23 protein-coding genes and 1 riboswitch are annotated in these 23,058 nt (G+C 65.1%); of the genes, 6 read left to right on the top strand and 17 right to left on the bottom strand.

Annotated elements, in window-relative coordinates; genetic code table 11:
* Nucleotides 1-431, top strand: a 431-nt coding sequence (locus C8N34_RS26295; RefSeq protein WP_170120538.1) for a hypothetical protein, incomplete at its 5' end; no start/stop codon positions are given.
* A 20-nt stretch (nt 432-451) separates the two neighbouring features.
* Here C8N34_RS26295 and C8N34_RS07305 read toward each other — a convergent pair.
* The 7 genes from C8N34_RS07305 to xseA form a co-directional block, all read right to left on the bottom strand.
* A complete protein-coding gene (locus tag C8N34_RS07305; RefSeq protein ID WP_108128342.1) occupies nt 452-820 on the bottom strand; it encodes a hypothetical protein in 369 nt (122 codons plus the stop codon).
* Nucleotides 820-1,080, bottom strand: coding sequence for a hypothetical protein (locus C8N34_RS07300; RefSeq protein WP_108128341.1), 261 nt, complete (start codon nt 1,078-1,080; stop codon nt 820-822). The genes C8N34_RS07305 and C8N34_RS07300 overlap by 1 nt, the downstream gene beginning before the upstream one ends.
* Complete coding sequence (locus C8N34_RS07295; protein ID WP_108128340.1) at nt 1,080-1,745, bottom strand: hypothetical protein; 666 nt, start codon at nt 1,743-1,745, stop codon at nt 1,080-1,082. The genes C8N34_RS07300 and C8N34_RS07295 overlap by 1 nt, the downstream gene beginning before the upstream one ends.
* A gap of 66 nt (nt 1,746-1,811) precedes the next feature.
* Entirely contained in the window at nt 1,812-2,078 is a 267-nt protein-coding gene (locus C8N34_RS07290) for a helix-turn-helix transcriptional regulator (RefSeq protein ID WP_108128339.1), read from the bottom strand.
* Between the two features lie 280 nt (nt 2,079-2,358).
* Complete coding sequence (locus tag C8N34_RS07285; RefSeq protein ID WP_108128338.1) at nt 2,359-2,616, bottom strand: hypothetical protein; 258 nt, start codon at nt 2,614-2,616, stop codon at nt 2,359-2,361.
* A gap of 339 nt (nt 2,617-2,955) precedes the next feature.
* Nucleotides 2,956-4,296, bottom strand: a complete 1,341-nt coding sequence (locus C8N34_RS07280) for a tyrosine-type recombinase/integrase (RefSeq protein ID WP_108128337.1) — start codon at nt 4,294-4,296, stop codon at nt 2,956-2,958.
* 465 nt (nt 4,297-4,761) lie between these two features.
* On the bottom strand, nt 4,762-6,363 hold the full coding sequence (gene xseA / locus C8N34_RS07275) for an exodeoxyribonuclease VII large subunit (RefSeq protein WP_108128336.1): 1,602 nt from the start codon (nt 6,361-6,363) through the stop codon (nt 4,762-4,764).
* A gap of 111 nt (nt 6,364-6,474) precedes the next feature.
* A riboswitch (cobalamin riboswitch) is annotated at nt 6,475-6,692 on the top strand.
* Between the two features lie 36 nt (nt 6,693-6,728).
* Here xseA and C8N34_RS07270 point away from each other — a divergent pair.
* Together C8N34_RS07270 and cobF are read left to right on the top strand one after the other, a co-directional pair.
* Nucleotides 6,729-7,406, top strand: coding sequence for an energy-coupling factor ABC transporter permease (locus C8N34_RS07270; protein ID WP_108128335.1), 678 nt, complete (start codon nt 6,729-6,731; stop codon nt 7,404-7,406).
* 51 nt (nt 7,407-7,457) lie between these two features.
* Nucleotides 7,458-8,225, top strand: a complete 768-nt coding sequence (gene cobF, locus C8N34_RS07265; RefSeq protein ID WP_108128334.1) for a precorrin-6A synthase (deacetylating) — start codon at nt 7,458-7,460, stop codon at nt 8,223-8,225.
* A gap of 64 nt (nt 8,226-8,289) precedes the next feature.
* On the opposite strand, the gene C8N34_RS07260 is transcribed toward cobF, so the two are convergent.
* From C8N34_RS07260 to C8N34_RS07240, 5 genes are all read right to left on the bottom strand, one after another.
* Nucleotides 8,290-8,856: a sarcosine oxidase subunit gamma gene (locus C8N34_RS07260; protein ID WP_108128333.1), complete on the bottom strand. Its 567-nt coding sequence runs from the start codon at nt 8,854-8,856 to the stop codon at nt 8,290-8,292.
* Complete coding sequence (locus C8N34_RS07255; protein ID WP_108128332.1) at nt 8,849-11,758, bottom strand: sarcosine oxidase subunit alpha family protein; 2,910 nt, start codon at nt 11,756-11,758, stop codon at nt 8,849-8,851. Before C8N34_RS07255 ends, C8N34_RS07260 begins: the two co-directional genes overlap by 8 nt.
* The gene (locus C8N34_RS07250) at nt 11,755-12,042 is read right to left on the bottom strand and encodes a sarcosine oxidase subunit delta (protein WP_054301019.1); all 288 of its coding nucleotides are present in this window, start codon (nt 12,040-12,042) and stop codon (nt 11,755-11,757) included. Before C8N34_RS07250 ends, C8N34_RS07255 begins: the two co-directional genes overlap by 4 nt.
* A gap of 10 nt (nt 12,043-12,052) precedes the next feature.
* Complete coding sequence (locus C8N34_RS07245) at nt 12,053-13,315, bottom strand: sarcosine oxidase subunit beta family protein (protein ID WP_108128331.1); 1,263 nt, start codon at nt 13,313-13,315, stop codon at nt 12,053-12,055.
* A 94-nt stretch (nt 13,316-13,409) separates the two neighbouring features.
* Nucleotides 13,410-14,258 (bottom strand): DMT family transporter, encoded by an 849-nt coding sequence (locus tag C8N34_RS07240; protein WP_108128330.1) that lies wholly within the window; start codon nt 14,256-14,258, stop codon nt 13,410-13,412.
* Nucleotides 14,259-14,380: 122 nt separating this feature from the next.
* Between C8N34_RS07240 and C8N34_RS07235 the strand changes: the two genes are divergently transcribed.
* Nucleotides 14,381-16,747: a trimethylamine N-oxide demethylase gene (locus C8N34_RS07235; RefSeq protein WP_108128329.1), complete on the top strand. Its 2,367-nt coding sequence runs from the start codon at nt 14,381-14,383 to the stop codon at nt 16,745-16,747.
* Between the two features lie 5 nt (nt 16,748-16,752).
* Nucleotides 16,753-17,142: a globin domain-containing protein gene (locus tag C8N34_RS07230; protein ID WP_108128328.1), complete on the top strand. Its 390-nt coding sequence runs from the start codon at nt 16,753-16,755 to the stop codon at nt 17,140-17,142.
* Nucleotides 17,143-17,259: 117 nt separating this feature from the next.
* On the opposite strand, the gene C8N34_RS07225 is transcribed toward C8N34_RS07230, so the two are convergent.
* Nucleotides 17,260-18,267 carry a GlxA family transcriptional regulator gene (locus C8N34_RS07225; RefSeq protein ID WP_054301070.1) on the bottom strand — a complete coding sequence of 336 codons (1,008 nt, stop codon included), beginning with the start codon at nt 18,265-18,267 and terminating at the stop codon, nt 17,260-17,262.
* A 77-nt stretch (nt 18,268-18,344) separates the two neighbouring features.
* On the opposite strand from C8N34_RS07225, the gene C8N34_RS07220 reads away from it, so the two are divergent.
* Nucleotides 18,345-19,043 carry a helix-turn-helix domain-containing protein gene (locus C8N34_RS07220; RefSeq protein WP_082400637.1) on the top strand — a complete coding sequence of 233 codons (699 nt, stop codon included), beginning with the start codon at nt 18,345-18,347 and terminating at the stop codon, nt 19,041-19,043.
* Between the two features lie 7 nt (nt 19,044-19,050).
* On the opposite strand, the gene C8N34_RS07215 is transcribed toward C8N34_RS07220, so the two are convergent.
* The 4 genes from C8N34_RS07215 to C8N34_RS07200 form a co-directional block, all read right to left on the bottom strand.
* Nucleotides 19,051-20,100, bottom strand: coding sequence for a heme-dependent oxidative N-demethylase family protein (locus tag C8N34_RS07215; RefSeq protein ID WP_108128327.1), 1,050 nt, complete (start codon nt 20,098-20,100; stop codon nt 19,051-19,053).
* Between the two features lie 9 nt (nt 20,101-20,109).
* Nucleotides 20,110-21,075, bottom strand: a complete 966-nt coding sequence (locus C8N34_RS07210) for a PDR/VanB family oxidoreductase (protein ID WP_108128326.1) — start codon at nt 21,073-21,075, stop codon at nt 20,110-20,112.
* The gene (locus C8N34_RS07205; RefSeq protein WP_108128325.1) at nt 21,072-21,680 is read right to left on the bottom strand and encodes a dimethylamine monooxygenase subunit DmmA family protein; all 609 of its coding nucleotides are present in this window, start codon (nt 21,678-21,680) and stop codon (nt 21,072-21,074) included. Before C8N34_RS07205 ends, C8N34_RS07210 begins: the two co-directional genes overlap by 4 nt.
* A 105-nt stretch (nt 21,681-21,785) precedes the next feature.
* Nucleotides 21,786-22,925, bottom strand: coding sequence for an aminomethyl transferase family protein (locus C8N34_RS07200; RefSeq protein ID WP_054301011.1), 1,140 nt, complete (start codon nt 22,923-22,925; stop codon nt 21,786-21,788).
* Nucleotides 22,926-23,058 lie beyond the last annotated feature (133 nt).

Raw genomic sequence — 23,058 nt, 5'->3', positions numbered from 1 at the left:
GTCTTGCCATGGTCTTCTCCTCGCTCGCAGCATCATGCTGCTGTTACGCGGAAAATCCACTTATCCCGGCTGTTCAGGTTCCCGCAGCCACCTCTATCGGCAATATCGGTAACTTCGCTGGCAACATGGGTGAGGGCAACACCTCCGGTGATATCGCATTGACAGATGCGAGTATTTGCGAAGTGCGCAATACGATGCAACAGCTGCGCGATGCCGCCCCACAATTAGTGGATGCCGGGGCTCGCTCGGACCTTGCGGAGACTATCGACGCAGTAATTGTTGAAACAGAGAAACCAGCGCCCAACAGGACTGCCCTTAGGGGGCTGGTTCAGGATGTGCGTACTGCTTTGACCGGGGCTGCCGGCAATCTCACGGCAGAGGGGGCTATCGCGCTGGTGGGCGGTCTTCTAAAGCTGCTCGGAGGCGGCTGACGCCCGCCGCCTCCTATTGTTCAATGAATGGTGGGACTCGGGAGGTTCACCCACCCGAGGTCCGTGGTTGCGCAGAACCAGCCAAAGGCCCGGATCACGTCCCGGGAGTGGCGCTGGATCAGGTGCGGCGGGGCGTCTTCCGGGTGGCGCACCGCGTCCACCCACGTCTCCGGGGTCTGGCTGTCGTGCCGAATGGAGAGCATCCCCACCAACGCGCCCAAGGTGGCACGGGATACCCCGTAGAGCCGGGCGAACCGGCACACGTCAGGCGGGGTCGGCCAGCGGTCGGGGTTCGTCTCCTCCGCCCAAGTCAGCAGCGCCATGTGCGCCTGCTGGACCCGGCGGGGGAACAGGTCCGGATATGCGCTTGCGATCACCTCCGGCTGCATCACGCCCCCCGTGCCGGGCCGCTGTAGGCATCGCCCACGACAGTCCCTTGGATTAGGGCCGGGGCAAAGCCACCGGCGGCAGCGGTCGCCACCTCGGTCGCATCGTACCCGGCGAAGGGCGTGTTCAGGCGGGGCGCAAGGGCGTTGGCTGCGGCGATGGCGGCGGCTGCGTCTGCGGCCTCGACCAGAGCGCCGTGCATCCCGGCGGGGTTCTTCAGGTGGTCCGCACCCTTCGGGCGGCTTACAAGGTAGAGCGGCATCAGTTGGCCTCCTTCTGGCTCTTGAGTGCGACCTTCACGCGGTCAAGCGGGCTCACCCGCCCGCGCTCAAACTCGCGGTTGGCGACGATTGCCCGCTGGGCAGCGGCGCGGATGGTCTCGATGGCGGCTTGCACGGCCCGGGTCTCCTCGCCCACGAGGCGGTCGGCCAAGTCGGCAGGGGAGAAGGGCCGGTCACGCCGGGGCATCCGCTCGCACACCGCACAGAGGGCGGCTCCGAGGACCGCGTTCTTGGTGGCGATGGCGAAGGTGGCGAGGTTCATCAGCTGCGCTGGGCCGGAGCCCGCGAGCTGCGCCTCAAAGTTGGTGCGTTCGGTGGTGCCCAGACCGGCCCGGGCGAGGACGGCCTGCGGCGAGGCAAAGAGCGCGGCGGTGGTGCGGGTGGTGTCCTCCGCCGCCTTCAGCTCCTTCAGCATGTCCCACCGGCGGTCGGTGCTGTTGGTCACGACCTCCTTGCGGGCCTTGGCCTCCGCCTTCCGCGCGGCCTCTGCCTGCGCCTCCGGCGGGAAGTCCGCCCGGGCGAGGCTGTCGGCAGCCTCACGGCCCCGCATGGCGATGCCAGCGGAGAGGGTGTCAATGGTCTGGCCGAACTTCTCAGCGCGGCGGCTCACGACTGCTGCGAAGTCGATCACCTCCGCCTTGCCCATCGGGGGTGCGGTCAGTTCGGGGATTGCGGTGCCTTCGGGGATAGCCGCTGAAATGGTCCAGCATTTTCATTCCGATGCGCCCCCGGCCCGTTTGACATCGGGTCTAAGGGTCGCCAGCGCGGCCGTGTAATGGCTGGTGCTGGCATAGAGGCGCTGTTCAATGAACGCGGCCACGTCAGAGCGGCGATAGCGGATATGGGCTTGGGACGCGGTGCCCAGCTTGGCGAACTTGGGGCCTTGCCCCTTCTGCCGCCACAGTTCCAGCGTGCCCCGCTTGATGCCCAGAAGGGCGGCGGTCTCCGTGCTGGTGAGAAGGTCGTCAGGATGTGCCATATGGCGACTCCGCAGCTTGCCGATGCCGCATGTCGCGGCTGACGGACGGTTGAGCTGTGGTCACCAGCACCGAAGGGGTTCCTCCGGCAGAGTGTCCGTGTCCTGGGGCTTGCGCCTTACTCCAACGGCTGATGTAGCGGCTTACGGCCCCGCTCGGCACGGCACCCGGATAGGGTGCAAGGGGCAGCATTGCACAGCCGTAATGCGTCGGGCAAACGACAAATGCACTCGGATGAAACCCGCCCCGGCAACCGCAGGGGCGGGTTTATGTGGCGACAAACTACCGAACGGCGCGGTTCACCTGAATCTCCACCCGATCATCAAAGCACGACATCGAGACGAAATCGCCCTGCGCAAGATCGAAGGCCGCGATCAGGGTTTCAATCGCCAATTTCTCTTCCGTGGTGGTCGGTCCGAAGTCTTTTGCTTCCTCAGGAACGTAGTAGCCATCGCCCTCTCTAACGACCTGACCAGTGGCCACCAGTTCGTCGAGCGCCTCTTGGATCTCGGATTCAGAATAGTCAAACGTCATGTTCATCAGCCTTTCATGCCAATGCCCATCGCCGCAAATGCATAAAGGGCAAGCGGACGAGCGGGGCTCATCAAACGCCTGCCTTGCGGCTGTTACGTCCGCCTATCGCCGGTGGCTCGCGACACCTGTCGCTTGGGATTGGATACCCCACGGGATAGAAACCTCATGGCATCGCCCGCCGATTCGGTCAAGACTTTGTTTTTGCGAGACAAGTTAACGACCGCTTACTAGATGAAACCGCCGCGCAGCGCCGGGCTACAGCCGCGATCCCGTTTCGCGCCACCCACACGGCGGCGGGTAGCGCACCCCGGCTGCTGCCGGCGATTTTCGGGGGATACGGGGCGATCACGCTGGCCGCACCAGCGGGACCACGTTGCGCCCTGCGGCAACCGCCCCCTTCTGCACAATCCAAGCCCCGATAGCCTCCACCTCGGGGTAAAGCCAACGAAGGTCCGTCAGATCAAGGTAGGCGCGGCTCGTCACGTCCTCTTGGGCTGGCTTGTGCCCGATCAACAGGTCGGTGCGGAACTTCTCGATGCGAAGCTCGCGCTGAGAAATGTTGCTGAACGACTTTCGAAGCCCATGCGCACCCACGACGCGCCCGGCCACCTTGTCCACCAGTTCCAGCGCGCCGCGCGGGTCAACGATGTGCCCACCCTTCCCACGGCTCGGGAAGATATGGTCGTTCCCGTCAACCCGCTTGCAGGCGTCAAGGATTACGGCCGCTGCGGACGACAAGGGGAACCGCGTCGGCTTGCCGACTTTCCGGTCATCCGCGAACCAGTAGCTTTTGGCGGGGTCGTCGCGGTCGATGCACACATCCGACCAGCGCAGGCTGGCGACCTCGGAGCGGCGGGCACCTGTGGTCATCAAGAACAGTACGAAGTTGATCCCGGCCAGAATGTCGCCGTTCCGTGCTGTGGTCCGCGCCTCATGCAGCGCATTCCAGACCTCGCCCACCTTCTCGAAGGGAATGTAGCGGTCGGTGCGATCTCCCGCTGGTGCCCAGTGACGCTTCATCGCGGCCACGGGGTTGCTGGCAATGAGCGGCGACCCGTCGGCAAGCTGGTGCTCGTCGGCGGCGTAGTTCAGCAGGATACGCAAGACGACCATCGCCGAGTTGGCGCTGGCTGGTGCCCCGCCCTTGCGGACCTTCTTCCCCGGCAACCCGTCGCGGGCAAGCTGGGCGTGCCGATCCTTGACCATGTCGCGGGTGATGCTGACTACGGGCTTATCCTGCCAGTCAGCAAAAACCTTCGTGACGTAGAACTCATACCACTTGCGGGTGGACGGCTTGAGCGCGCCGGGTCGGCTGACATAGCTTTCATAGACCTGCATCAACGTGACCCCCTCGGTCACCTTCTGCTGGCGCTCTGCCTCCTGCTGTTTCTTCACCTCGCGCGGGTCAACCCCCATGCGCATCGACCGCAAGTGTTCGCGCGCCACCTCGCGGGCTTGGTCCACGGTGAACACGCCGTAAGGCCCGATGGTGATACGGGCAGCGGTGCCAACCCCGCCGACGCGACCCTGCACGATGAACGTCAGCTTGCGTGTGGGGGTCACGCGCAGGCCGAAGCCCTTCACGTCCGTATCCCAGTGCAGTTCGTCAGCGGGTCCGGGGGTCACTTTGTCGATGTACCCCTTCGTGAGTTTCAGGGGCGGGTGTTTGCGGGTCGGGTCGGGCATGTCGGCAGCTCCTCATAAGCAGATCAACAGCACCAGCGGTCATGCTGCGAAATGCTGCATAGGGCTTATCACATCGGCCAAGCAACTGAAATCGCTATGTTTTCCGTATGCTATAGGGTTGCTTCGGGCTGCATAGGGCTGCGTCGGGTCGCGCTGCTGGATACTGTTAATCAATTGGTCGTAGGTTCGATCCCTACCGCCGGAGCCAAAAATCCCTAGGATTTCAGCTACATACAAAGCCCCCGCAAGGAGGCTTTTGTGGTTCTGAAGGCTGCGGAAGTTAGGCTTAAGGGCCTGCGGTGCCAGGCCAGCAGGATTGATGCCGTCGGGCGCGATCACATCATCTGCGCCGTCCGATGCGGCTGTACGCGCCTCCAGCCTCCGGCCCCTCGCGCAAGATGCCCCGGAGGACTCCCTGCGCCCATCGGCCCACGGGGTTGCCGGGGCAGTCCGGCGAGCTGTGCGTCAGAACAGGCTGCCCTGATCCGGCCCCTCCTCGCGGGGACGGGGCTTGCGGGGGGTGCGCAGGGGGCCTTCGGCGGATGGCGCCACGGAGGTGCCGGGGCCGGTCGTGACGCGGCCGTCGCGGAACTCGATCTCCAGCGCGGCGGCCTCGCGGGCAAGTTCGGCACTGGTGATGACGGCGCCTCCGGCCCGTACGACGGCATAGCCCCGCGCCAGTGTCGCCTGATAGCCCAGCGTCTTCCGCATCCGCTCCAGCCCGTCCAGCCGTTCTGTGGCGCGGGCCAACCGTTGTGCAGGTGCGGTTTCCAGTCGGCTTGCCAGAACGCCCAGACGATCCCGGTCGCGGGCAATCTGGGTTTTGGCTCCGGACAGCAGACGCGCCAGCGCGGGCGCGAGCCGTGAGGCCCATTTATCGAGGCCCGCATGGCTGCGCTCCTGCCGCCGCTCCATTCCCGTATCCGCGCGGGCGGTCAGCACCTGCAGCCGCTCGGCCCGGCCCGCGATCAGGGCGCGCAGCGCCTCGGGACGCAGGCGCCCGGCACGCGCCTCGTAGGCGCCACGCTTGCGGGTGACCATCAGCCCCAACGCGCCGCCCAGCCGTTGCACCGCCGCGTCGAATCGCTGGCCCGGCCCGCCCAGCAGCATGTCGAGCCGGGGCAGCGCCCGGCCCAGATCGGACAACCGCACCCGCCGCCGCTCGGCCCCCTGCGCCATCGCCCGGCTGAGACGCGCCCCGAAGCCATCGACCGCGGCGAGCAGGTCCAGCCGCACCGGCACCGCCATCTCGGCGGCGGCGGTCGGCGTTGGCGCCCGGCGGTCAGCCGCGAAGTCGATCAGCGTGGTGTCGGTTTCGTGCCCCACGGCGGAAATCAGCGGAATGCGGCTGGCCGCCGCCGCCCGCACCACGATTTCCTCGTTGAATCCCCACAGATCCTCCAGAGAGCCACCGCCCCGCGCCACGATCAGCAGATCGGGCCGCGGCACTGGGCCGCCGGGTTCGATCGCGTTGAAGCCAAGAATGGCCGCCGCCACCTCGGCTGCGCATTTCTCCCCCTGGACCGCCACCGGCCAGATCAGGACATGGCGGGGAAAGCGGTCGCGCAGCCGGTGCAGGATGTCGCGGATCACCGCACCCGAGGGCGATGTGACCACCCCGATCACGCCGGGCAGATAAGGGACAGGCTTTTTGCGCGCGGGGTCAAACAGCCCCTCGGCCTGCAAGGCGGCGCGGCGCTTTTCCAGCATGGCCATCAGGGCACCGGCCCCTGCGGGGGCCACATCCTCGACAATCAGCTGGTATTTCGACTGGCCCGGAAAGGTGGTCATCCGGCCGGTGGCCACGACCTCCATCCCCTCTTCAGGGCGCACCTGCATCCGTGCCACCTGCCCCTTCCAGGAGACGGCGGCAATGACCGAACGGTCATCCTTCAGGTCGAAATACATATGCCCCGAGGACGGGCGCGAGACTCGCCCGATCTCGCCCCGCACGCGGACAAGGCCGAATTCGCCTTCAATCATGCGTTTCACTGCGCCGGAAAGCTCCGACACGGTATATTCGGGCTGGTTGCCCTGCTGGGGCTGGGGGTCTTCGAACAGGTCCATGACACCGTTTTGCCCCAAGCCCGCGCGGCCCGCAACCGCCCCGGCCCCGCCCGCCCGTCGCAAAGCGCACCAGACCGTCGCAAAGCCCGCTTGACGCAAGCGCCCTTTCGCCACAGAACGAGGCGGCAAGGTGTCCATCAGGTGCCAAGCACCGGACTCAATCGGGAACGGGGAAGGGCGAACCCAGTCAGGCGCCCGAAGCCCCGGCCGCCCCCGCGACTGTGAGCGGAGAGCGCCCCCATCCGCCACTGGTGCCCCAAAGGCACCGGGAAGGCCGGGACGCGCCACGACCCGCAAGCCAGGAGACCGGCCTTGCATGAACCGAAACCACGGCCGTCGGGTGTGACGGCCAGAGGAGACAGATCATGCATATCGAACCGGGCCTCGTTTCCGGGGCCAAGCTGATGCTTGGTGCCGCCACCGCCGCCACCGCCGGGCTTTACACGCTGAAAACCGCCTTTGCCGCGATCCGCGAACAGGGTGCAGTGTCGCTGCTGGCGCGCAGCGTGCTGGCCACCGCCGCCACCTTCACCTTCTTCGAGGTGCTTCCCCATGTGCCCGTCGGCGTATCCGAGGTGCATCTCATCCTTGGCTCGACCCTGTTCCTGCTGTTCGGCGCCGCTCCGGCGGCCATCGGGCTGGCGCTTGGCCTGCTGATCCAGGGGATGTTCTTCGCCCCCTTCGACCTGCCGCAATACGGGATGAACGTCACCACCCTGCTGGTGCCACTGTTCGGCCTTCAGGCACTGGCGCGGCGCGTCATCGCCCCCGGCACCGCCTATGTCGATCTGCGCTACGGGCAGGCGCTGGCGCTGTCGACCGCCTATCAGGCGGGCATCGTCGCCTGGGTCGCCTTCTGGGCTTTCTACGGCATGGGCTTCAGCGCCGAGGCCATGGCGCAGGTCTCGACCTTCGGGGCCGCCTACATGCTGGTCGTCGCGGTGGAACCGCTGGTGGATCTGGCTGTTCTGGCAGCCGCCAAGGCCATCAAGGGCCTTGCGGGTTCCGGCCTTGTGACCCAACGCCTGCACGCCGCCGCCTGATCTTTCTGCCGCCGCCCAAAGCCGGGCGGCGGCCTCTTTGACCGAGCGACCATGACCCTTCACCTCAGCCTCGTCGGAATTGGCAGCGGCAATCCCGACCACCTGACGCGCCAAGCCATCCGCGCGCTGAACCGCGCTGATCTGATCCTCTTGCCGCGCAAGGGCAGCGCGAAGGCCGATCTGGCCGACCTCCGGCGCGAGATCCTCGCCGAGGTGCTGGAAAACCCCGCGACCCGCATTGCCGAATTCGACTATCCGACGCGAGACGCCGCAACTGCCGATTACCGCCAAAGGGTCGAAGACTGGCATGATGCCATCGCCGCCCGCTGGGTGGACAGTATCGCGGCCCACCCCGGCGCGACGCGCGTCGCGCTGCTGGTCTGGGGTGACCCCTCGCTTTACGACAGCACCCTGCGCATCGCCACCCGGCTGAACCCGCGCCCGGACATCGAGGTCATCCCCGGCATTACCTCAATCCAGGCGCTGACCGCCGCCCATGCCATCCCGCTGAACGAGATCGACGGCCCCGTCACCATCACCACCGGGCGCCAATTGCGCGAAACCGGCTTTCCGGCTGGCGTCGATACCTGTGTGGTGATGCTGGACGGCGAATGTTCCTTCCAGAGCCTGCCGCCGGAAGGCATACAGATCTGGTGGGCGGGCTATGCGGGTATGCACATCCAGATCACCGACAGCGGCCCGCTGGCTGACGCTGGCCAACGCATCATTGCCGCCCGCGCCGAAGCCCGCGCCGCACATGGCTGGATCATGGATATTTACCTGCTGCGCCGCCGGGGCCAGGCGCAAATTTCTTCCTGAAGAAATTTGCAAATCTTTTCCTCAAAAGATTTGCGCGCGGCCCCCGGAGGGGCCGCGAAACCGTTCAGAACACCGAATGCGCAGCGGTGTCCAGCGCGTGCCACAGGGCGGCGGCCGAAGAGCGCGCCCCGATCACGCTGACCTGCGCGGCGCCCCGCTTCACCACATAGACGCCCATATGCTCCAGAATGGTGCGGGTCGCGGCACCTTCCTGCGCGGTGGCCAGATCGACGTTGCACAGCCGCTCGAACAGCGCGGGCAGCCCTTCGCCGGTGACGTCGATCCGCACCCAGGCGTCGGTCTGTTCGGTTATCGAGGCCGCATCACCGAACACCGGCAGCAGCGCCGCGCGGCTGTCTTCATGCGTGGCAAAGGGTGCCTCGACCATCCAGCTGTCGGGCGACAGCCAGAAAGCCGCGAAAGGCGCGCGGGCCTCGAACCGGCCCGGACCGGGCAGCGGGATGCCGGCCGCAGCAGCAGACGCCGCCACTTCCGCCGTGCGCCCCAGGCGGGCCGAGACGGAGGCCAGCGCCACATCAACAACCTCGGTCAGCGTGACCGGGCCGATGCTGGCCCGCGCCGGGCTGGTGCCCCCCAGCGGGCAGAGGGGTTTCAGACGATGCTCAGCCACGGAGACGCTCTCCTTCCGGGTCAAAGAAATGCGGGCTCACGATTTCGACCTCGACCTCGGCCCCCGCCAGCAGGTTGGCCGAGCGCAGGCGCTGGCCGCGCCGCTCGTCGCCCTTCTTCAGGTAGCCAAGCGCGATGGAACAGCCCAAGTGCGGCGAATGGACCACCGAGGTGAGCCAGCCCAGATCATTGGCAATCACCGGCGCCGCGCCTTTCTCAAGGAAATGGCTGCCAGCGGTCAGCTTCTGTGCCGGATCGACGGGCTTCACACCAACCAGACGATAGCCGTTCGGGTCATTCATGCCCTCGCGCTGGCTCAGCACCATGCCGATGCTGTCTTTCTTCTTCGACACCATCTTGCCCAGACCCATGTTCAGCGCGGTGGACTGGCCGTTCAGCTCGTTCCCTGCGACGTGGCCCTTTTCGACTCGCATGACACCGAGCGCCTCGGTGCCATAGACCACGGCGTCGAATTCGCGGCCCTGTTCCACCAGCTCGCGGATCAGCGCATCGCCATAACGGGTCGGCACCGCGATTTCATAGGCCAGTTCCCCGGAGAAGCTGATGCGGAAGATCCGCGCCCGCAGCCCGCCGCAAACCGTGATCTCGCGGCACCCCATATAGGGCAGTTCAGCATCCGAGATGTCCTGATCCACCAGCTTTTGCAGCAGCTTGCGCGCATTCGGCCCGGCGACCGAGAACTGCGCCCAGGCCTCGGTTGTGGAAATCAGCTGCACATCCATGTCGGGATAGAGGCACTGCCGGGCATATTCGAGATTGCGGAACACCAGAACCGCATTGGCGGTGGTGGTGGTCATCACATATTCATTCTGCCCCAGCCGCGCCGTGGTGCCGTCGTCATAGACGATGCCATCCTCGCGCAGCATCAGACCATAGCGACATTTGCCGACGGCCAGCGTGCTGAAGGTATTGGCATAGACCTTGTCGAGAAAGGCCCCGGCATCGGTGCCCTGAATGTCGATCTTGCCGAGCGTGGTCACGTCGCAGATGCCGACCGATTTGCGCGTCGCCAGAACCTCGCGGTCCACGCTTTCGCGCCATTGGGTTTCGCCTGCGCGCGGCAGCCATTGCGTGCGCAGCCATTGGCCGACCTCGACAAAGACCGCGCCCTGTTCGCTGGCCCATTTGTGGCTGGGGGTCAGACGCTTGGGCTTGAACTCCTGCCCGCGAGAGCGGCCCGCCAGCGTGCCCATGGCAACCGGCGTATAGGGTGGGCGATAGACCGTGGTCCCGGTCTGCGGGATCGACTTGCCGGTGAGGCTCGCCATCACCGCAAGGCCCAGCACATTGCCGGTCTTACCCTGATCGGTCGCCATGCCCAGCGTGGTATAGCGCTTCAGATGCTCGACCGAGGTGTAGTTTTCCTGATGCGCGAGCTTCACATCTTTCAGCGTCACATCGTTCTGCTGGTCGATCCAGGCCCGGCCCTTGCCACCGCCGACATACCATTTCGGCGTGATGGCATAGGGGCCGTCCTCGGCCGTCGGCAAATCACGGGCGGGGGCGCTGCGGCCCAGATCGGCCAGCGCGCCTTCGGCCGCCGCTGCGCCGGTTTCCAGCGCCGCGCGGGTCGAGAAGCGGCCTGCGGCGGCGCCTGCCGCCTCCAGCCCCGGAATATCGCCCTGCCCCGGCACGAAGGCCGCGATGGTGTCATTCCAGACCGGACGACCGCGATGGTGCGAAGCGATGTTGACGTTGGGGTTCCAGCCCCCCGAAACCGCCAGCGCCTCGCAGGCGAAGGTTTCGGTCCGCCCGCCGCTGCGGATAGTGACCGAGGAAAGCCCCAGACGACCGGCGGTATCGACCACCTCTTCGCCCTTGCGGGCGTCGATCACGCGGACCTCCATCCCCTTGGCCTTGAGGTCAGAGGCCGTGCGCAGCCCGTCATCATTGTTGGTGAAGACAGCGACCCGGCGCCCGACGGCGACACCCCAGCGGTTCGCATAAGCGCGCAGCGATCCGGCCAGCAGGATGCCGGGGCGGTCGTTGTTCTCAAACGCGATGGGGCGTTCGGTGGCGCCGCCCGCAAGAATGGCGCGATGCGAATAGATCCGCCAAAGGATCTGGCGCGGCTTGCCCGGCAGCGGCACGGGCAGGTGATCCGACACGCGTTCCACAGCCGCATAGATACCGTGGTCCATGGCGCCGATGATCGTGGTGCGCGGCATCATGCGCACATTCGCCATGCTGCGCAGTTCCGCCACCGCCTGCGCGGCCCAGTCGGCACCCGTAAGCCCGCCAACCTCATGCGTTTCGGCATTCAGGCGGCCGCCCATGCGGAAATCCTCATCCGCAAGGATAACCCGCGCGCCTGCGCGACCGGCGGTCAGCGCGGCCATCAGACCGGCAGGCCCGGCACCGATGATCAGCAGATCGCAATGCAGGAAGCCCTTGTCATATTGATCAGGGTCTTCCTCACGCGACAGACTGCCCAGACCGGCGGCACGGCGGATGATCGGCTCGTAAAGCTTTTCCCAGAACGCCTTGGGCCACATGAAGGTCTTGTAATAGAACCCGGCGGTGAAGAAATTCGACAGCCGGTCATTCACCGCCATGGCGTCGAATTTCAGGCTGGGCCAGCGGTTCTGGCTCTCGGCACTCAGGCCGTCGAACAGTTCCACCACCGTGGCACGGGTGTTCGGCTCGCGACGGGCACCGCCGCGCAGTTCCACCAGCGCGTTGGGTTCTTCGGAACCGGCCGAGATGGGACCGCGCGGACGGTGATATTTGAAGCTGCGCCCCATGAGGCGCTGGCCATTGGCCAGCAGGGCCGAGGCCAGCGTGTCGCCGGGGTGGCCCTGATAGGTCACGCCGTCGAAGGTGAAGCTCAGGCTGCGCGAGCGGTCGATCTGACCGCCGGGAATGCGGTTCGATTGGGTCATTTGCTGCGCCCCCGCGCGCGGGCCACATCGCGGGCCAGTTCCACTTGCGTGATCTCATGCGTCAGCGTGTTGCGCGTGACCACAAGCCACGAACGGTCGCCCTGTTCGTGATACCAGAGCTCACGATGCAGCCCTGCCGGGTTGTCGCGCAGGTAAAGATAGTCGTGGAAGGTATCCAGCGCGCCTTCGGCCAGCCCATCAGGCCGGTCGATCAGCGCCGCATCCCCCAGATAAACAAATTCCTGCGAGTCGCGTGGCCCGAGGATCGGATGGTTGATGATCATGGATCGGTCCTCAGTGCAGGTTCGGCTGGGCGCCCTGGCCCTTTTCGTCGATCATCAGCCCCTTGCGGAAGCGATCAAACCGATAGGCCGTGGCAGTTTCATGCGGGCGGTCGGTTGCCAGCAGATGCGCGAAGCACCAGCCCGAGGCCGGGGTGGCCTTGAAGCCGCCGTAGCACCAGCCACCGTTGAAATAGAGCCCCTCGATGTCGGTCTTGTCGATGATGGGCGAGCCGTCCATCGACATGTCCATGATGCCACCCCAGGTGCGCAGCAGCCGCGCCCGGCCGATCATCGGGATCAGGCTCATGCCGCCTTCGGCCACATCCTCCACCACGGGCATGTTGCCGCGCTGCGCATAGGTGTTGTAGCCGTCGATGTCGCCGCCGAAAACAAGACCACCCTTGTCGGACTGGCTGACATAGAAATGCCCGGCGCCATAGGTCATCACCCCGTCGATGAGCGGCTTCAGCCCCTCTGACACGAAGGCTTGCAGCACATGGCTTTCCATCGGCAGCCGCATCCCCACATGCGCCATCACGCGCGAGGAATTGCCGGCAACCGCCACACCCACCTTTTTCGCGCCAATGAAGCCGCGGGTGGTGTCGACGCCGGTGACGCGGCCATGTTCGGTGCGGATGCCGGTGACCTCGCAGTTCTGGATGAGGTCGACGCCGCGTGAATCCGCCCCGCGGGCATAGCCCCAGGCGACCGCGTCATGGCGCACCGTGCCGCCCCGGCGCTGCATCAGCGCACCCTTGATGGGGAAGCGGGCATTGTTGAAATTCAGGAACGGATACATGGCGCGGACCTGTTCGCGGTCCAGCAGCTCCGCATCGGCGCCGTTCAGGATCATCGCATTGCCGCGCCGGGTGAAGGCATCGCGCTGCGCATCGGTGTGGATCAGGTTGATGATCCCGCGCTGGCTGACCATGGCGTTGAAGTTGAAGTCCTGCTCCAGCCCCTCCCACAGTTTCAGGCTGAACTCGTAGAAGGGTTCGTTGCCGTCCAGCAGATAATTCGACCGGATGATCGTGGTGTTCCGCCCGACGTTGCCGCCGCCCAGATAGCCCTTTTCCAGCACGGCAATGCGCGCCTGCCGGAACTCCTTGGCCAGATAATAGGCTGTGGCAAGGCCATGCCCGCCGCCGCCGATGATGATGTAGTCATATGCGGCCTGCGGTTCCGGGTCGCGCCATGCCGGCCCCCAACCCTTGTGACCCGTCAAGGCTTCTTTCACCACGCGCCAGCCCGAATAGCGCCCTGTTCCGAACATTGGGATCTCCTTGGTGCCTGCCGCAACTATCGCGCCGCACGCGCCGAATACCTCATCCGTTTCCGACATCGGCCCTTTCAGAATAGACAGGCGATCACCCCGCCCCCAAAAGGGCTATTCCGGCGAAGACCACCGCCACCCCTGCGCCCTGCACCGGGCCAAGCCTTTCCCCGAGGAAGCGCCAGGCCAGCAGGATGGTGACCACCCCGAACAGCGACGAGGACACCGCCGCATATTCAGGATGCGTCAGGCCGCCCGACGCCAGCACCAGCCCCAGCGCCGCCACATCCAGCGCGCCCATCAGGGCCAGGACAGGCCATTTCGGCAAGGCGGGCGCGAGGCTCTGGCGTTGTACGACCAGCGCCGCCGACACCAGCACCAGCGCCACGATACGCGCGATCAGCGTCGCACTCAGTTCCCCCATCACGCGCGCGGCGGTCTGGCCCAGATGAAAGGTCAGCGCGAATCCGGCCGCCCCCATCAGCGCCCAGAGAATCGCCTGCCTCCGCCCGCCTGCCGCAGCCGCGCCATGGCTGCCGCCCTGCCCTGCCACCAGTGCGATTCCCGCCACCACCAGCAGCACCGCCAGCCATTCCGACCCCGAAACCGTGCGCCCCCCGGCCATGGCCAGCGCCAGACTGCCCAAAGGATAGGCACCACAGATCGGCGCCACGAGCCCGACCGGCCCGATGGCAAAGGCACGATACAGCCCCAGCGAGGCCATGACGAAAGCTGCCCCCGACCCGATGGCAAAGCCCATTCCGCGCATCGCCCCCGCCGGATGCGACTCGATCATGGCGAAAGGCGCCAGAAACAGCGTGCCAAACAGCAGAACCAGCACCAGAAGCGTGGTGGCCGGGGCGGTCTGGCTGACCTTGCGGACCAGAAAATCATGCAGGCCCCAGCACAGGGCCGCGACCAGACCGAACAGAAGTGACGCCATCCCCGCCTCCGGCTATGGTGGAAAAAGCTGCGAACCGGCAGATTGCAGGCTTGCGAAAAGATTTCCTCAGGATAAACTTATTTTCCAGAACGGCAATCGCCCCCGCGAGACAGGAGGCTCTCATGCTCGACACCTATCCGCAAGTCCGCCCCGGCCCGCCGCGCCCCTCGCGCATCCTGACGCCCCTGAACGTGCGGGCGCAAAGTGGCGAGGAACGGCACGAAATTCCGGGCATGGGTGCCTGGCTCATCCCCGTCGTCACCGGCGACAGGATCACGGTTCAGAACCCCGAGGGCGGTCAGGTGGCCGAACTGGTGGCCGCTGACAGCCGGGGCCGCATAGACGCCGGCCTGATTGGCGCGACCGCCAATTCTGATGCACGCGGGCTGAAGGCGCTGCTGACAGGCCGCGGCTCGGGTATGGGCGGGTTGCGTCTGGGGATCGAACGCCGTGGCATCGACCTGACGAAAGCCGGTGCCGTGCAACTTTTCGGCACCGAAACCCCGGCAGGAACCGAGGAAACCTTTACGGCACAGGCCGACGGTGTGCTGATCGTCGCAGCCCCTGGCACCGCGATGGTTCCGGGCGAACAGGATACCGCGACGCCCATTGTCGTCACCCTGCGCCGCAGCAGCCTGAAACGTGCACCGGGATTTGACCTGCCCGATCCGCTGGCCGATCCGGTGCTGGACCTTCGGGTGAAATCCGCCACCGCGCAGGCCTATTTCGTGAAGGCAGGCGACTATATCCAGATCCTTGATGTCGATGGCCGCCAATGCACGGATTTCCAGTGCTTTTCTGCCCGCAAGCTCGACAAGGGGCTGGAACATGCGCTGGACGTGACTACCTCGCGCACGCTGATGGGCCATGCCTATTCGATGCCCGGCCTGCATGCCAAATACTACGATCAGGACTGGCTGCCGCTGATCGAGGTGGTGCAGGATACCTGCGGCCGCCACGATGCCTTCGCCATGGCCTGCGCCTCGAAATACTATGACGACATCGGCTATCCGGGCCATGTGAACTGCTCTGACAATTTCAACGGCGCGCTTTCGCCCTATGGCGTGACGGCGCGCCCCGGCTGGATGGCGGTGAACCTGTTCTTCAACACCGCGATCGACGCCCATGGCGTGCTGATCTCGGACGAACCGTGGAGCCGTCCGGGCGACTACGTCCTGTTCCGGGCGCTGACCGATATCGTCTGCGTCTCGTCCGCCTGCCCCGATGATACCTCCCCCGCAAATGGCTGGAACCTGACCGACATCCATGTCCGTACCTATGACGGCAAGGAAAAGTTCAGCCGCGCCATCGCCTATCGACCGACCCCCGACGCGGAGCCGCGCATGACCAAGGAAACCGCCTTCCACGCCCGCACCGAGGCGAAAACCCGGCACATGATCGAATACAAGGGCTACTGGCTGCCGCAGGTATTCTCGTCCAACGGCACGCTGGAAGAATACTGGGCCTGCCGCGAAAAGGCGGTGGTGCTGGATCTGTCGCCGCTCCGCAAGTTTGAGGTCACCGGCCCCGACGCCGAGGCGCTGATGCAATGGACGCTGACGCGCGACGTGAAGAAACTCAGCGTCGGTCAGGTGGTCTATTCCGCCATGTGCTATGAACATGGCGGCATGATCGACGACGGCACCCTGTTCCGTCTGGGCCGCGATCAGTTCCGCTGGATCGGCGGCGATGATTACGGTGGGGTCTGGCTGCGCGAACAGGCCGAAAAGCTGGGCCTTCAGGTCATGATCCGGTCCTCAACCGACCAGTTGCACAACCTCGCCGTTCAGGGCCCAAACAGCCGCGAAATCCTCAGCCGCTTCATCTGGACCCCCCCGCATCAGCCGACGGTGCAGGAACTCGGCTGGTTCCGCTTCACCGTCGCCCGGATCGGCGGCCCCGACGGCGCCCCGGTCGTGGTTTCGCGTACCGGCTATACGGGCGAGCTCGGCTTTGAAATCTTCTGCCACCCGAAAGACGGCGCCGCCGTCTGGGATGCGGTCTGGGAACATGGCGCCGATCTCGGCCTGCGTCCCATGGGCCTTGGCGCGCTGGATATGGTGCGCATCGAGGCCGGACTGATCTTCGCCGGCTATGATTTCAGCGACCAGACGGACCCGTTCGAAGCCGGGATCGGCTTCACCGTGCCGCTGAAATCCAAGCAGGATGATTTCATCGGCCGCGAGGCGCTGATCCGCCGCAAGGAGCACCCGATCCACAAATTCGTCGGTCTCGACATCGACTCGAATGTCGATGTCGGCCATGGCGACTGCATCCATGTTGGCCGCGCGCAGGTCGGTGTCGTCACCTCGTCCATGCGTTCACCACTCTTGGGCAAGAACATCGCCCTCGCCCGCGTCGATGTCGCCCATGCGGCTGCCGGCACCGAGGTCGAGGTCGGCAAGCTCGACGGGCAGCAGAAGCGCCTGCCCGCAGTCATCGTGCCGCTGAGCCATTACGACCCCAAGAAAACCCGCCCGCAAAGCTGACGGCGATGCGCACGCCCCTGGATGATCTTGGCGGAGAGGAGGCGCTCAAGCGCCTCGTCAACCGCTTCTACGATCTGATCGAAACCGATCCCCAGGGCGCGCGCATCATGTCGATGCACTTTCAGGGCCATGGCCTTGCACATGTGCGCGAGGAACAGGTGAACTTCCTGTCCGGCTTCCTCGGGGGCCGGAAACATTACATGGAAAAGCACGGCCACATGAACCTGCGGCTTTTGCACGACCATGTGCCGATCACGGCGGGCGATGCCGAAGACTGGCTGGCGCTGATGGACCGCGCCCTTGCCGATTGCGGCCATAGCGGCGCAGGTGTGGACCGTATCCGCGCAGCCTTGCGCCGCGCGGCCACGGCGCTGGTCAACCGCACCCCAGAGTGACCTTTATCCTGGCATAAATATCCCCGCCGGAGGCACGCCCGAGCCGATCCGGGCGCAGCCCGGTCGGCGAGACGCAGGCGCGCGCGGCCCACCGGGCCGCGCTCAATTTAACAACGTTCAGTCGCGCGGCGGCATGGCCCCTGCCAGACCGCGCAGCCCGTTCAGCCGCCGCCGCTCGTCATGCGGGTTCACCCCGAAAGCCTCCGCATAATGCCGCGCCATGGGGGTGGAACTGGCGTAGCCCACACTCTGCGCAATCTCGGTGATGGTATCGGTAGAATAAAGCACCCGCTGCCGCGCCTTCTTCAACCGCATCAGGCGATAGTATTTCAGCGGGCTTTGCCCCGTCGCCTGTTTGAAGCAACGTTCCAGATGCCGTTCCGACAGATCCACCGCCGAAGCCACATCGGAAATCTGGATCGGATCTTCGATATGTTCCGCGAAGATGCGGATCGCCTCGCGGATCGGGCCGGGCAGCATGTCATCGGTGCCGCCAAGCTTTGCCACCGGCACCTTCTGGCTGGCGTCCTCGTCCCGCACGAAGGGATGCTGGAACCAGCAAGCCACCTCGGTCATCGCGTCACGGCCCAGCCGCTCCTCGATCAGCCGCAGCATCAGGTCGAACACCGCCCCCGCGCCCGATACGGTATAGCGGCGCCGGTCGCGCAGGATGGCGCTGCCGCTGGCTGTGATCTCGGGGAATTCCGCCTTGAACGCCGCCTCGTAGCACCAGTGGACCGAACAGCGGTAGCCCTCCATCAACCCGGATCTTGCCAGCGGAAAGATCCCGCCGGAAAAGCCACCCAGCACGATCCCCGACCGATCCAGCCAGCGCAGTTGCCCGTAGGCCCGGCGCGGATTTTCAAACCGCGAAGTGGGGCTTGCCAGCACCATCAGGTAATCTAAGCCCTCGGCATCGGCCAGCGCCATGTCGGGATCAAACCGCACCTCGGCCGATGACCGGACGGGCGTGCCGTCCTCGCCCACCAGCCGCCACTGGAACTCGCGCCGCCCGGTGATTTCATTCGCCGCGCGCAGGGGTTCAATGGCCGAGGTCAGGCAGGCCATCGGAAAGCCCTCCATCAGCAGAAAGCCCAGTCGGGCCGGAACCGCAGCTTGTGCCATCATGCCCTCATTATTTTCGTTGAACCCATGATTTTTTCACTATAGTGAAACCAGCCGTTATTCGTAGAAGGTGCCTGATGACTGACAGTTCCACGGAAACCCCCGACGAACACGCCCTGCCTGACAGCAACGGTGCCGCGGCCCTGGCCCGGCTCAAGCCCGCCTTCGAACAAGACCCGCACCGTCTGCGCGAAGTGGCCGACCGCAACCTTGAGGCCGCCATCGGCCGCGAGGTCCGCGCCTTCCGCCGCCAGCAGGGGATGACCGTCGCCGATCTGGCTCAGGTCACCGGGTTGTCCATCGGCATGCTGTCGAAGATCGAGAATGGCATCACCTCGCCCTCTCTGACCACGCTGCAAATTCTCAGCCACGCCTTTTCCACCCCGATCACCAGCTTCTTCCGCCGGTTCGAGGAACGCCGCGAGGTCCAGCATGTGAAGGCCGGCGACCATATCGAGATCGAGCGGCGCGGCACCCGTGCGGGGCATCAGTACAATCTCCTCGGCCATATCGGCTCCAATTCCTCGGGGGTTCTGGTCGAACCCTATCTGATCACGCTGACCGAGGAATCCGACACCTTCCCCACTTTCCAGCATGACGGCGTGGAGCTGCTGTACATGCTGGAAGGCGAGGTGATGTATCGCCACGGCGACCAGCTGTTCCACATGCAGCCCGGCGACAGTCTGTTCTTCGATGCCGATGCCCCACACGGGCCGGAGGTTCTGGTGAAACTGCCGGCCCGCTATCTGTCGGTCATCTCTTACCCGCAGCCCTGAGGCAGCCTTACTCGTCGGGCCACCAGCCCGGCGAGGTCGGCGCGCCGTCGTCGAACTGCGACAGGTAATCCACCATCAGCGGCCGGTTGCGGATGAAGCCCTTGTAGGTCGCCAGCTCATCCGGCAGGTCACGCACGACGCGGTGCAGGCGGCGCGCCCATTTCGGCTGCGTCACCAGATCCTCGAAGCTGCACAGATAGCAGCGGATCGGGAAGGCAATGGCATTCGAGCGCGGCAGCCGGAACAGCGTCTGCAATTCCACCCGCAGATGCTGACGCTGGCCGATGTTTTCCTTCGTCAGCGTCGTCTTGCCCGGCCCCCATTTGGGATAATTCTCGGGGCTGGTGTCCAGCAGCGGATCGACCGTCATGGTCCAGTTGAAGCGCCGCACCGGCGCGCCATGCTGAAGTTGCAGCAGGAATTTCAGCGCCCGGTCGAACACGCCCATCTCATGCGCCTTCGGAACCGGCGCGTGCCATTCGTGAAAGCTCATCCCGATGTCGAAATCCAGGCTCCAGTCGGCCTGGGTCGTCACCATGCCCGCCTCGATCCACAGATTGTCGTTGCGCTGGTCCTGAAGCGTGAAATCGCCCTGCGCCTGCCGGGTGATGTATTCCATCGGCCCATAGGGCAGCGTGGATTCGTCGAGGAAGGTGAACTTCTGGTCGATGTTCAGCGGCCGGTTGATCCAGTGCCACTGATTGCCGTTCTTCGTCAGCGAAAACCACTGCGGATAATCCCGCGCGAAGCTTTCCATGATCAGCTCCAGCAGATCCCAGCCCGCCAGCGTCATATGCGGCAGCGACTGGCAGCGCAGCGGATCGTCGCGCAGCACGCGGGCGCGGTCGCGCATCTCGGCCACATAATGCTCGTCGACATCGAACGTATGTTCGAAGACCGAGCCGGGACGGCCCGGCACATGCGGCTCCATGTTCACCGAATACATGTAGTCGTCTTCGGGGAACGGGAAGGGAAAGCGCTTGATGGCGCGCGGCGAGTTCTTGAAGGTGTAATCGCCGAAGAAGGTCTCATCGTGGAAGAAATCGTCGAGGCTCATCGCGGTCTCCTAGCGTTCCAGCACAAGCTTCGCGCCCTTGAAGCGCGAGACGCAGGGCATGATATGGCGGCAGCCCGCCTTCTGGTCATCGGTCAGCCAATGGTCGTTGTGCTCGATCTCGCCCTCGCAGGCGATGACATGGGTTTCACACTGGCCACAGGCCCCGCCCCGGCACAGATAGGGTGCATCGACCCCGGCCGCCTCGATGGCTTCCAGCAGCGATTGCGCGGCGCCGACGGTGATGGTCTTGCCGCTGGCCGCCAATTCCACGGTGAAAGGCACGCCGACGGGCGGGGCGAGGAATTCCTCGGAATGCACCGCCCCGGCAGGCCAGCCCAGATCGGCGGCGGTTTTCAGAACCCAGCCGATCATGCCCTTCGGGCCGCAGACGTAAAGATGCGTGCCCAGCGGCTGCCCGGCCAGCAATGTGGTCAGGTCAATCGCCTGCCCCTCGGCATCATAATAGCGGTGCACCCGGTCGCCATAGCGCGCCGAAAGCTCCGGCATATAGGCGCCCAGCTCGCGGTCGCGGGCGGCGTAATGCAGTTCGAACCGCGCGCCCATCGCATCAAGCTGCGCCATCTGCGCGAGGAACGGCGTGATACCGATGCCGCCCGCGATCATCAGATGTTTCTTCGCCCGCAGATCCAGCCCGAACAGGTTCACCGGCGGGGAAATCAGCATCTTCATCCCCGGCCGCACCTCGCGGTGCATATAGGCCGAACCGCCCCGCCCCGTATCGTCGCGCCGGACCGAGATTTCATAGCCCGAACGGTCGCCCGGATCGGACATCAGCGAATAGGGGTTCAGACGCCGGGTTCCGGCATCGTCCATTTCCACCACCGTATGCGCGCCGCCGGAAAAGCCGGGCATCTGCCCGCCGTCCTCGCGCACGAAGCGGAAGCGTTTGATCAGGCTGTTGACCTCGACCACCTCGGTCACGACGACCGGAATTTTCGCTGCCCCCACACTCATTTGAAACGCTCCTCGGCAGGCGGAACCTCACCGGGGTCTTCCGCGTCGATGTTCACGCCCTGAAAGGCGGCCAGACGGCGCGAGTAATGGTCGCGCACGAAAAGGTTCAGCCCGCAATGCGAACAGACGAAGGGATCGGTCGTCACATTCTCGGTGATGCCCTTGCAATGCACGCATTGCACCCGCCGGGCCAGCGAGCCGCGATGTTCGGTCTGCACCGCGTCATGCGGCAGCCCGGCCTCCATCGCGTCGCGCTGCACCTGCCCCATCAGGCTTTCGGTGCCGGTCGCATAGACCTGCAGGCCCATATGGCCGTCGCCCAGCACCTTGACGATGCGGGAACGGACCGAGGCATAGGTCGGCGCGCGGTTATACTGTCCGGCGCCCAGGGCGGCCATCGCCGTGCTCATGTCGGTGCCATTGGCGCCGGGGATATAGATCAGATGCGCTTTCGCTTTCATCTCGGGCGCCTGCGCGAACAGCGCCTCCACCGCCGCACCGCCCTCGCCGTCCGCCACGATCAGATGGCTGGAGCCGGGACGCGGCGTCAGCACGCCATAGACGGGGCGTGACTTGATCGAAGGTCCGAAATCGGTCTTGCTCATGTGTGTCTTCACCTGCTGCTTTTACCTTGGGCCAAATATCCCCGCCGGAGGCTCCGCCGGCGCCGTTCGCGCCTGACGCCGGAGGAGCCGGGGGGATACCGGGGTTCAGCCCTTCGCGGTGCGGCGCTTCTTGTCGGGATCGAAGAACGGCATCGAATGGGTCGTCGCCCCGATCTCGCCATGGGTGGCGCAGTTGACGGTCAGCTTCGTCCCTTCATTGGCGCAATCGACCGGCAGACGGGCGATGGCCACCGTCCAGTCGTTCAGCGGCGAATACATCGCCTGCGTCACGACACCAACCTTCTGGCTGCCACGATAGACCGGCGCACCATTGCCGGGGACGTTCTTGCCTTCCAGCTTCAGACCCCAGATCTTGAAGCGCTCCTTGCCCTTCAGGCGGTAATGTTCTTCCGCCCCCCGGAAGCCCTGCTTGCCCGGCGAGACGGTGAAGTCCAGCCCCAGTTCCCACAGTGTATCACCGCCCGGCTGGTCGTCGAACGGATACATCTCGGAATTGTCATAGGGGAAGAACAGCAGGTAGCTTTCGGTCCGCAGCATATCCAGCGTGGTGAACCGGCAGGGGATAATCCCCATGTCGGCGCCTTCTTCCAGAATGCGATCCCAGACCATCGGCGCATCCTGCCCGCGCACGAACAGCTCATACCCGCGCTCGCCGGTGTAGCCGGTGCGCGAGATCATCGCGGGCTTGCCGAACAGCGAGGTCTGCATATGGCTGAAGTAGCCAAGCTGGCGAATACCCGGCACATGCTTTTCCAGATAGTCCACCGCCAGCGGGCCCTGCAGCGACAGGTCGTGCAGGTTGTCATCAAAGCGGATCGCGACATCGCGGCCGGTGGCGGCCATGGTCAGCTGTTCATGCCCCTGACCGGAGCCATGCACCACCATGAAGGCATTCGGGCCGGTGCGGTAGATCACGCAGTCGTCGACGAACTTGCCGCCGTCGTTCAGCATGGTCGCATAGACGGACCGGCCGGGCATGATCTTTTCGACGTTCCGGGTGGTCGCGCGTTCGATCACATGGCTGGCTGCCGAGCCGGTGATATGGACCTTCTTCAGGCCCGACACATCCATGAGTCCGGCCTTGGTGCGGATGGCCATGTATTCGGCATCCGGGTCGCCTTTTTCATAGGACCAGGCGGTGCCCATCCCGCTCCAGTCTTCAAGGTTGGAGCCGAGCGCGCGGTGCCGGTCGGCGAGCGTCGAGAAACGCCACGAATTGGTCATGCAGTCCTCCTGTCAGAGCCTGTTCTTGATGGTTGGCAACAGTTGAAACCGACTCGCCCCCAAAATCAACAATCTTGTGCAAAAAACTTTCCTGCTAGGTAATTTTCCTGTCGGCTGCCCCTGAACAGGTCGG

This window comes from Gemmobacter caeni, from assembly GCF_003054195.1.
In the GTDB taxonomy this organism is placed as follows: domain Bacteria; phylum Pseudomonadota; class Alphaproteobacteria; order Rhodobacterales; family Rhodobacteraceae; genus Gemmobacter; species Gemmobacter caeni.
This window is presented reverse-complemented; position numbering and strand designations above follow the sequence as displayed.

What these genes read in the sequence shown, in the direction of transcription:
- C8N34_RS07280 (WP_108128337.1), bottom strand. Translation starts at nt 4,296, where the DNA reads ATGCCCGACCCGACCCGCAAACACCCGCCCCTGAAACTCACGAAGGGG.
- C8N34_RS07220 (WP_082400637.1), top strand. Translation starts at nt 18,345, where the DNA reads ATGACTGACAGTTCCACGGAAACCCCCGACGAACACGCCCTGCCTGAC.
- C8N34_RS07295 (WP_108128340.1), bottom strand. Translation starts at nt 1,745, where the DNA reads ATGGGCAAGGCGGAGGTGATCGACTTCGCAGCAGTCGTGAGCCGCCGC.
- C8N34_RS07230 (WP_108128328.1), top strand. Translation starts at nt 16,753, where the DNA reads ATGCGCACGCCCCTGGATGATCTTGGCGGAGAGGAGGCGCTCAAGCGC.
- C8N34_RS07305 (WP_108128342.1), bottom strand. Translation starts at nt 820, where the DNA reads ATGCAGCCGGAGGTGATCGCAAGCGCATATCCGGACCTGTTCCCCCGC.
- cobF (WP_108128334.1), top strand. Translation starts at nt 7,458, where the DNA reads ATGACCCTTCACCTCAGCCTCGTCGGAATTGGCAGCGGCAATCCCGAC.
- C8N34_RS07245 (WP_108128331.1), bottom strand. Translation starts at nt 13,315, where the DNA reads ATGTTCGGAACAGGGCGCTATTCGGGCTGGCGCGTGGTGAAAGAAGCC.
- xseA (WP_108128336.1), bottom strand. Translation starts at nt 6,363, where the DNA reads ATGGACCTGTTCGAAGACCCCCAGCCCCAGCAGGGCAACCAGCCCGAA.
- C8N34_RS07210 (WP_108128326.1), bottom strand. Translation starts at nt 21,075, where the DNA reads ATGAGTGTGGGGGCAGCGAAAATTCCGGTCGTCGTGACCGAGGTGGTC.
- C8N34_RS07255 (WP_108128332.1), bottom strand. Translation starts at nt 11,758, where the DNA reads ATGACCCAATCGAACCGCATTCCCGGCGGTCAGATCGACCGCTCGCGC.
- C8N34_RS07235 (WP_108128329.1), top strand. Translation starts at nt 14,381, where the DNA reads ATGCTCGACACCTATCCGCAAGTCCGCCCCGGCCCGCCGCGCCCCTCG.
- C8N34_RS07270 (WP_108128335.1), top strand. Translation starts at nt 6,729, where the DNA reads ATGCATATCGAACCGGGCCTCGTTTCCGGGGCCAAGCTGATGCTTGGT.
- C8N34_RS07250 (WP_054301019.1), bottom strand. Translation starts at nt 12,042, where the DNA reads ATGATCATCAACCATCCGATCCTCGGGCCACGCGACTCGCAGGAATTT.
- C8N34_RS07225 (WP_054301070.1), bottom strand. Translation starts at nt 18,267, where the DNA reads ATGGCACAAGCTGCGGTTCCGGCCCGACTGGGCTTTCTGCTGATGGAG.
- C8N34_RS07200 (WP_054301011.1), bottom strand. Translation starts at nt 22,925, where the DNA reads ATGACCAATTCGTGGCGTTTCTCGACGCTCGCCGACCGGCACCGCGCG.
- C8N34_RS07290 (WP_108128339.1), bottom strand. Translation starts at nt 2,078, where the DNA reads ATGGCACATCCTGACGACCTTCTCACCAGCACGGAGACCGCCGCCCTT.
- C8N34_RS07215 (WP_108128327.1), bottom strand. Translation starts at nt 20,100, where the DNA reads ATGAGCCTCGACGATTTCTTCCACGATGAGACCTTCTTCGGCGATTAC.
- C8N34_RS07285 (WP_108128338.1), bottom strand. Translation starts at nt 2,616, where the DNA reads ATGAACATGACGTTTGACTATTCTGAATCCGAGATCCAAGAGGCGCTC.
- C8N34_RS07240 (WP_108128330.1), bottom strand. Translation starts at nt 14,258, where the DNA reads ATGGCGTCACTTCTGTTCGGTCTGGTCGCGGCCCTGTGCTGGGGCCTG.
- C8N34_RS07205 (WP_108128325.1), bottom strand. Translation starts at nt 21,680, where the DNA reads ATGAGCAAGACCGATTTCGGACCTTCGATCAAGTCACGCCCCGTCTAT.
- C8N34_RS07300 (WP_108128341.1), bottom strand. Translation starts at nt 1,080, where the DNA reads ATGCCGCTCTACCTTGTAAGCCGCCCGAAGGGTGCGGACCACCTGAAG.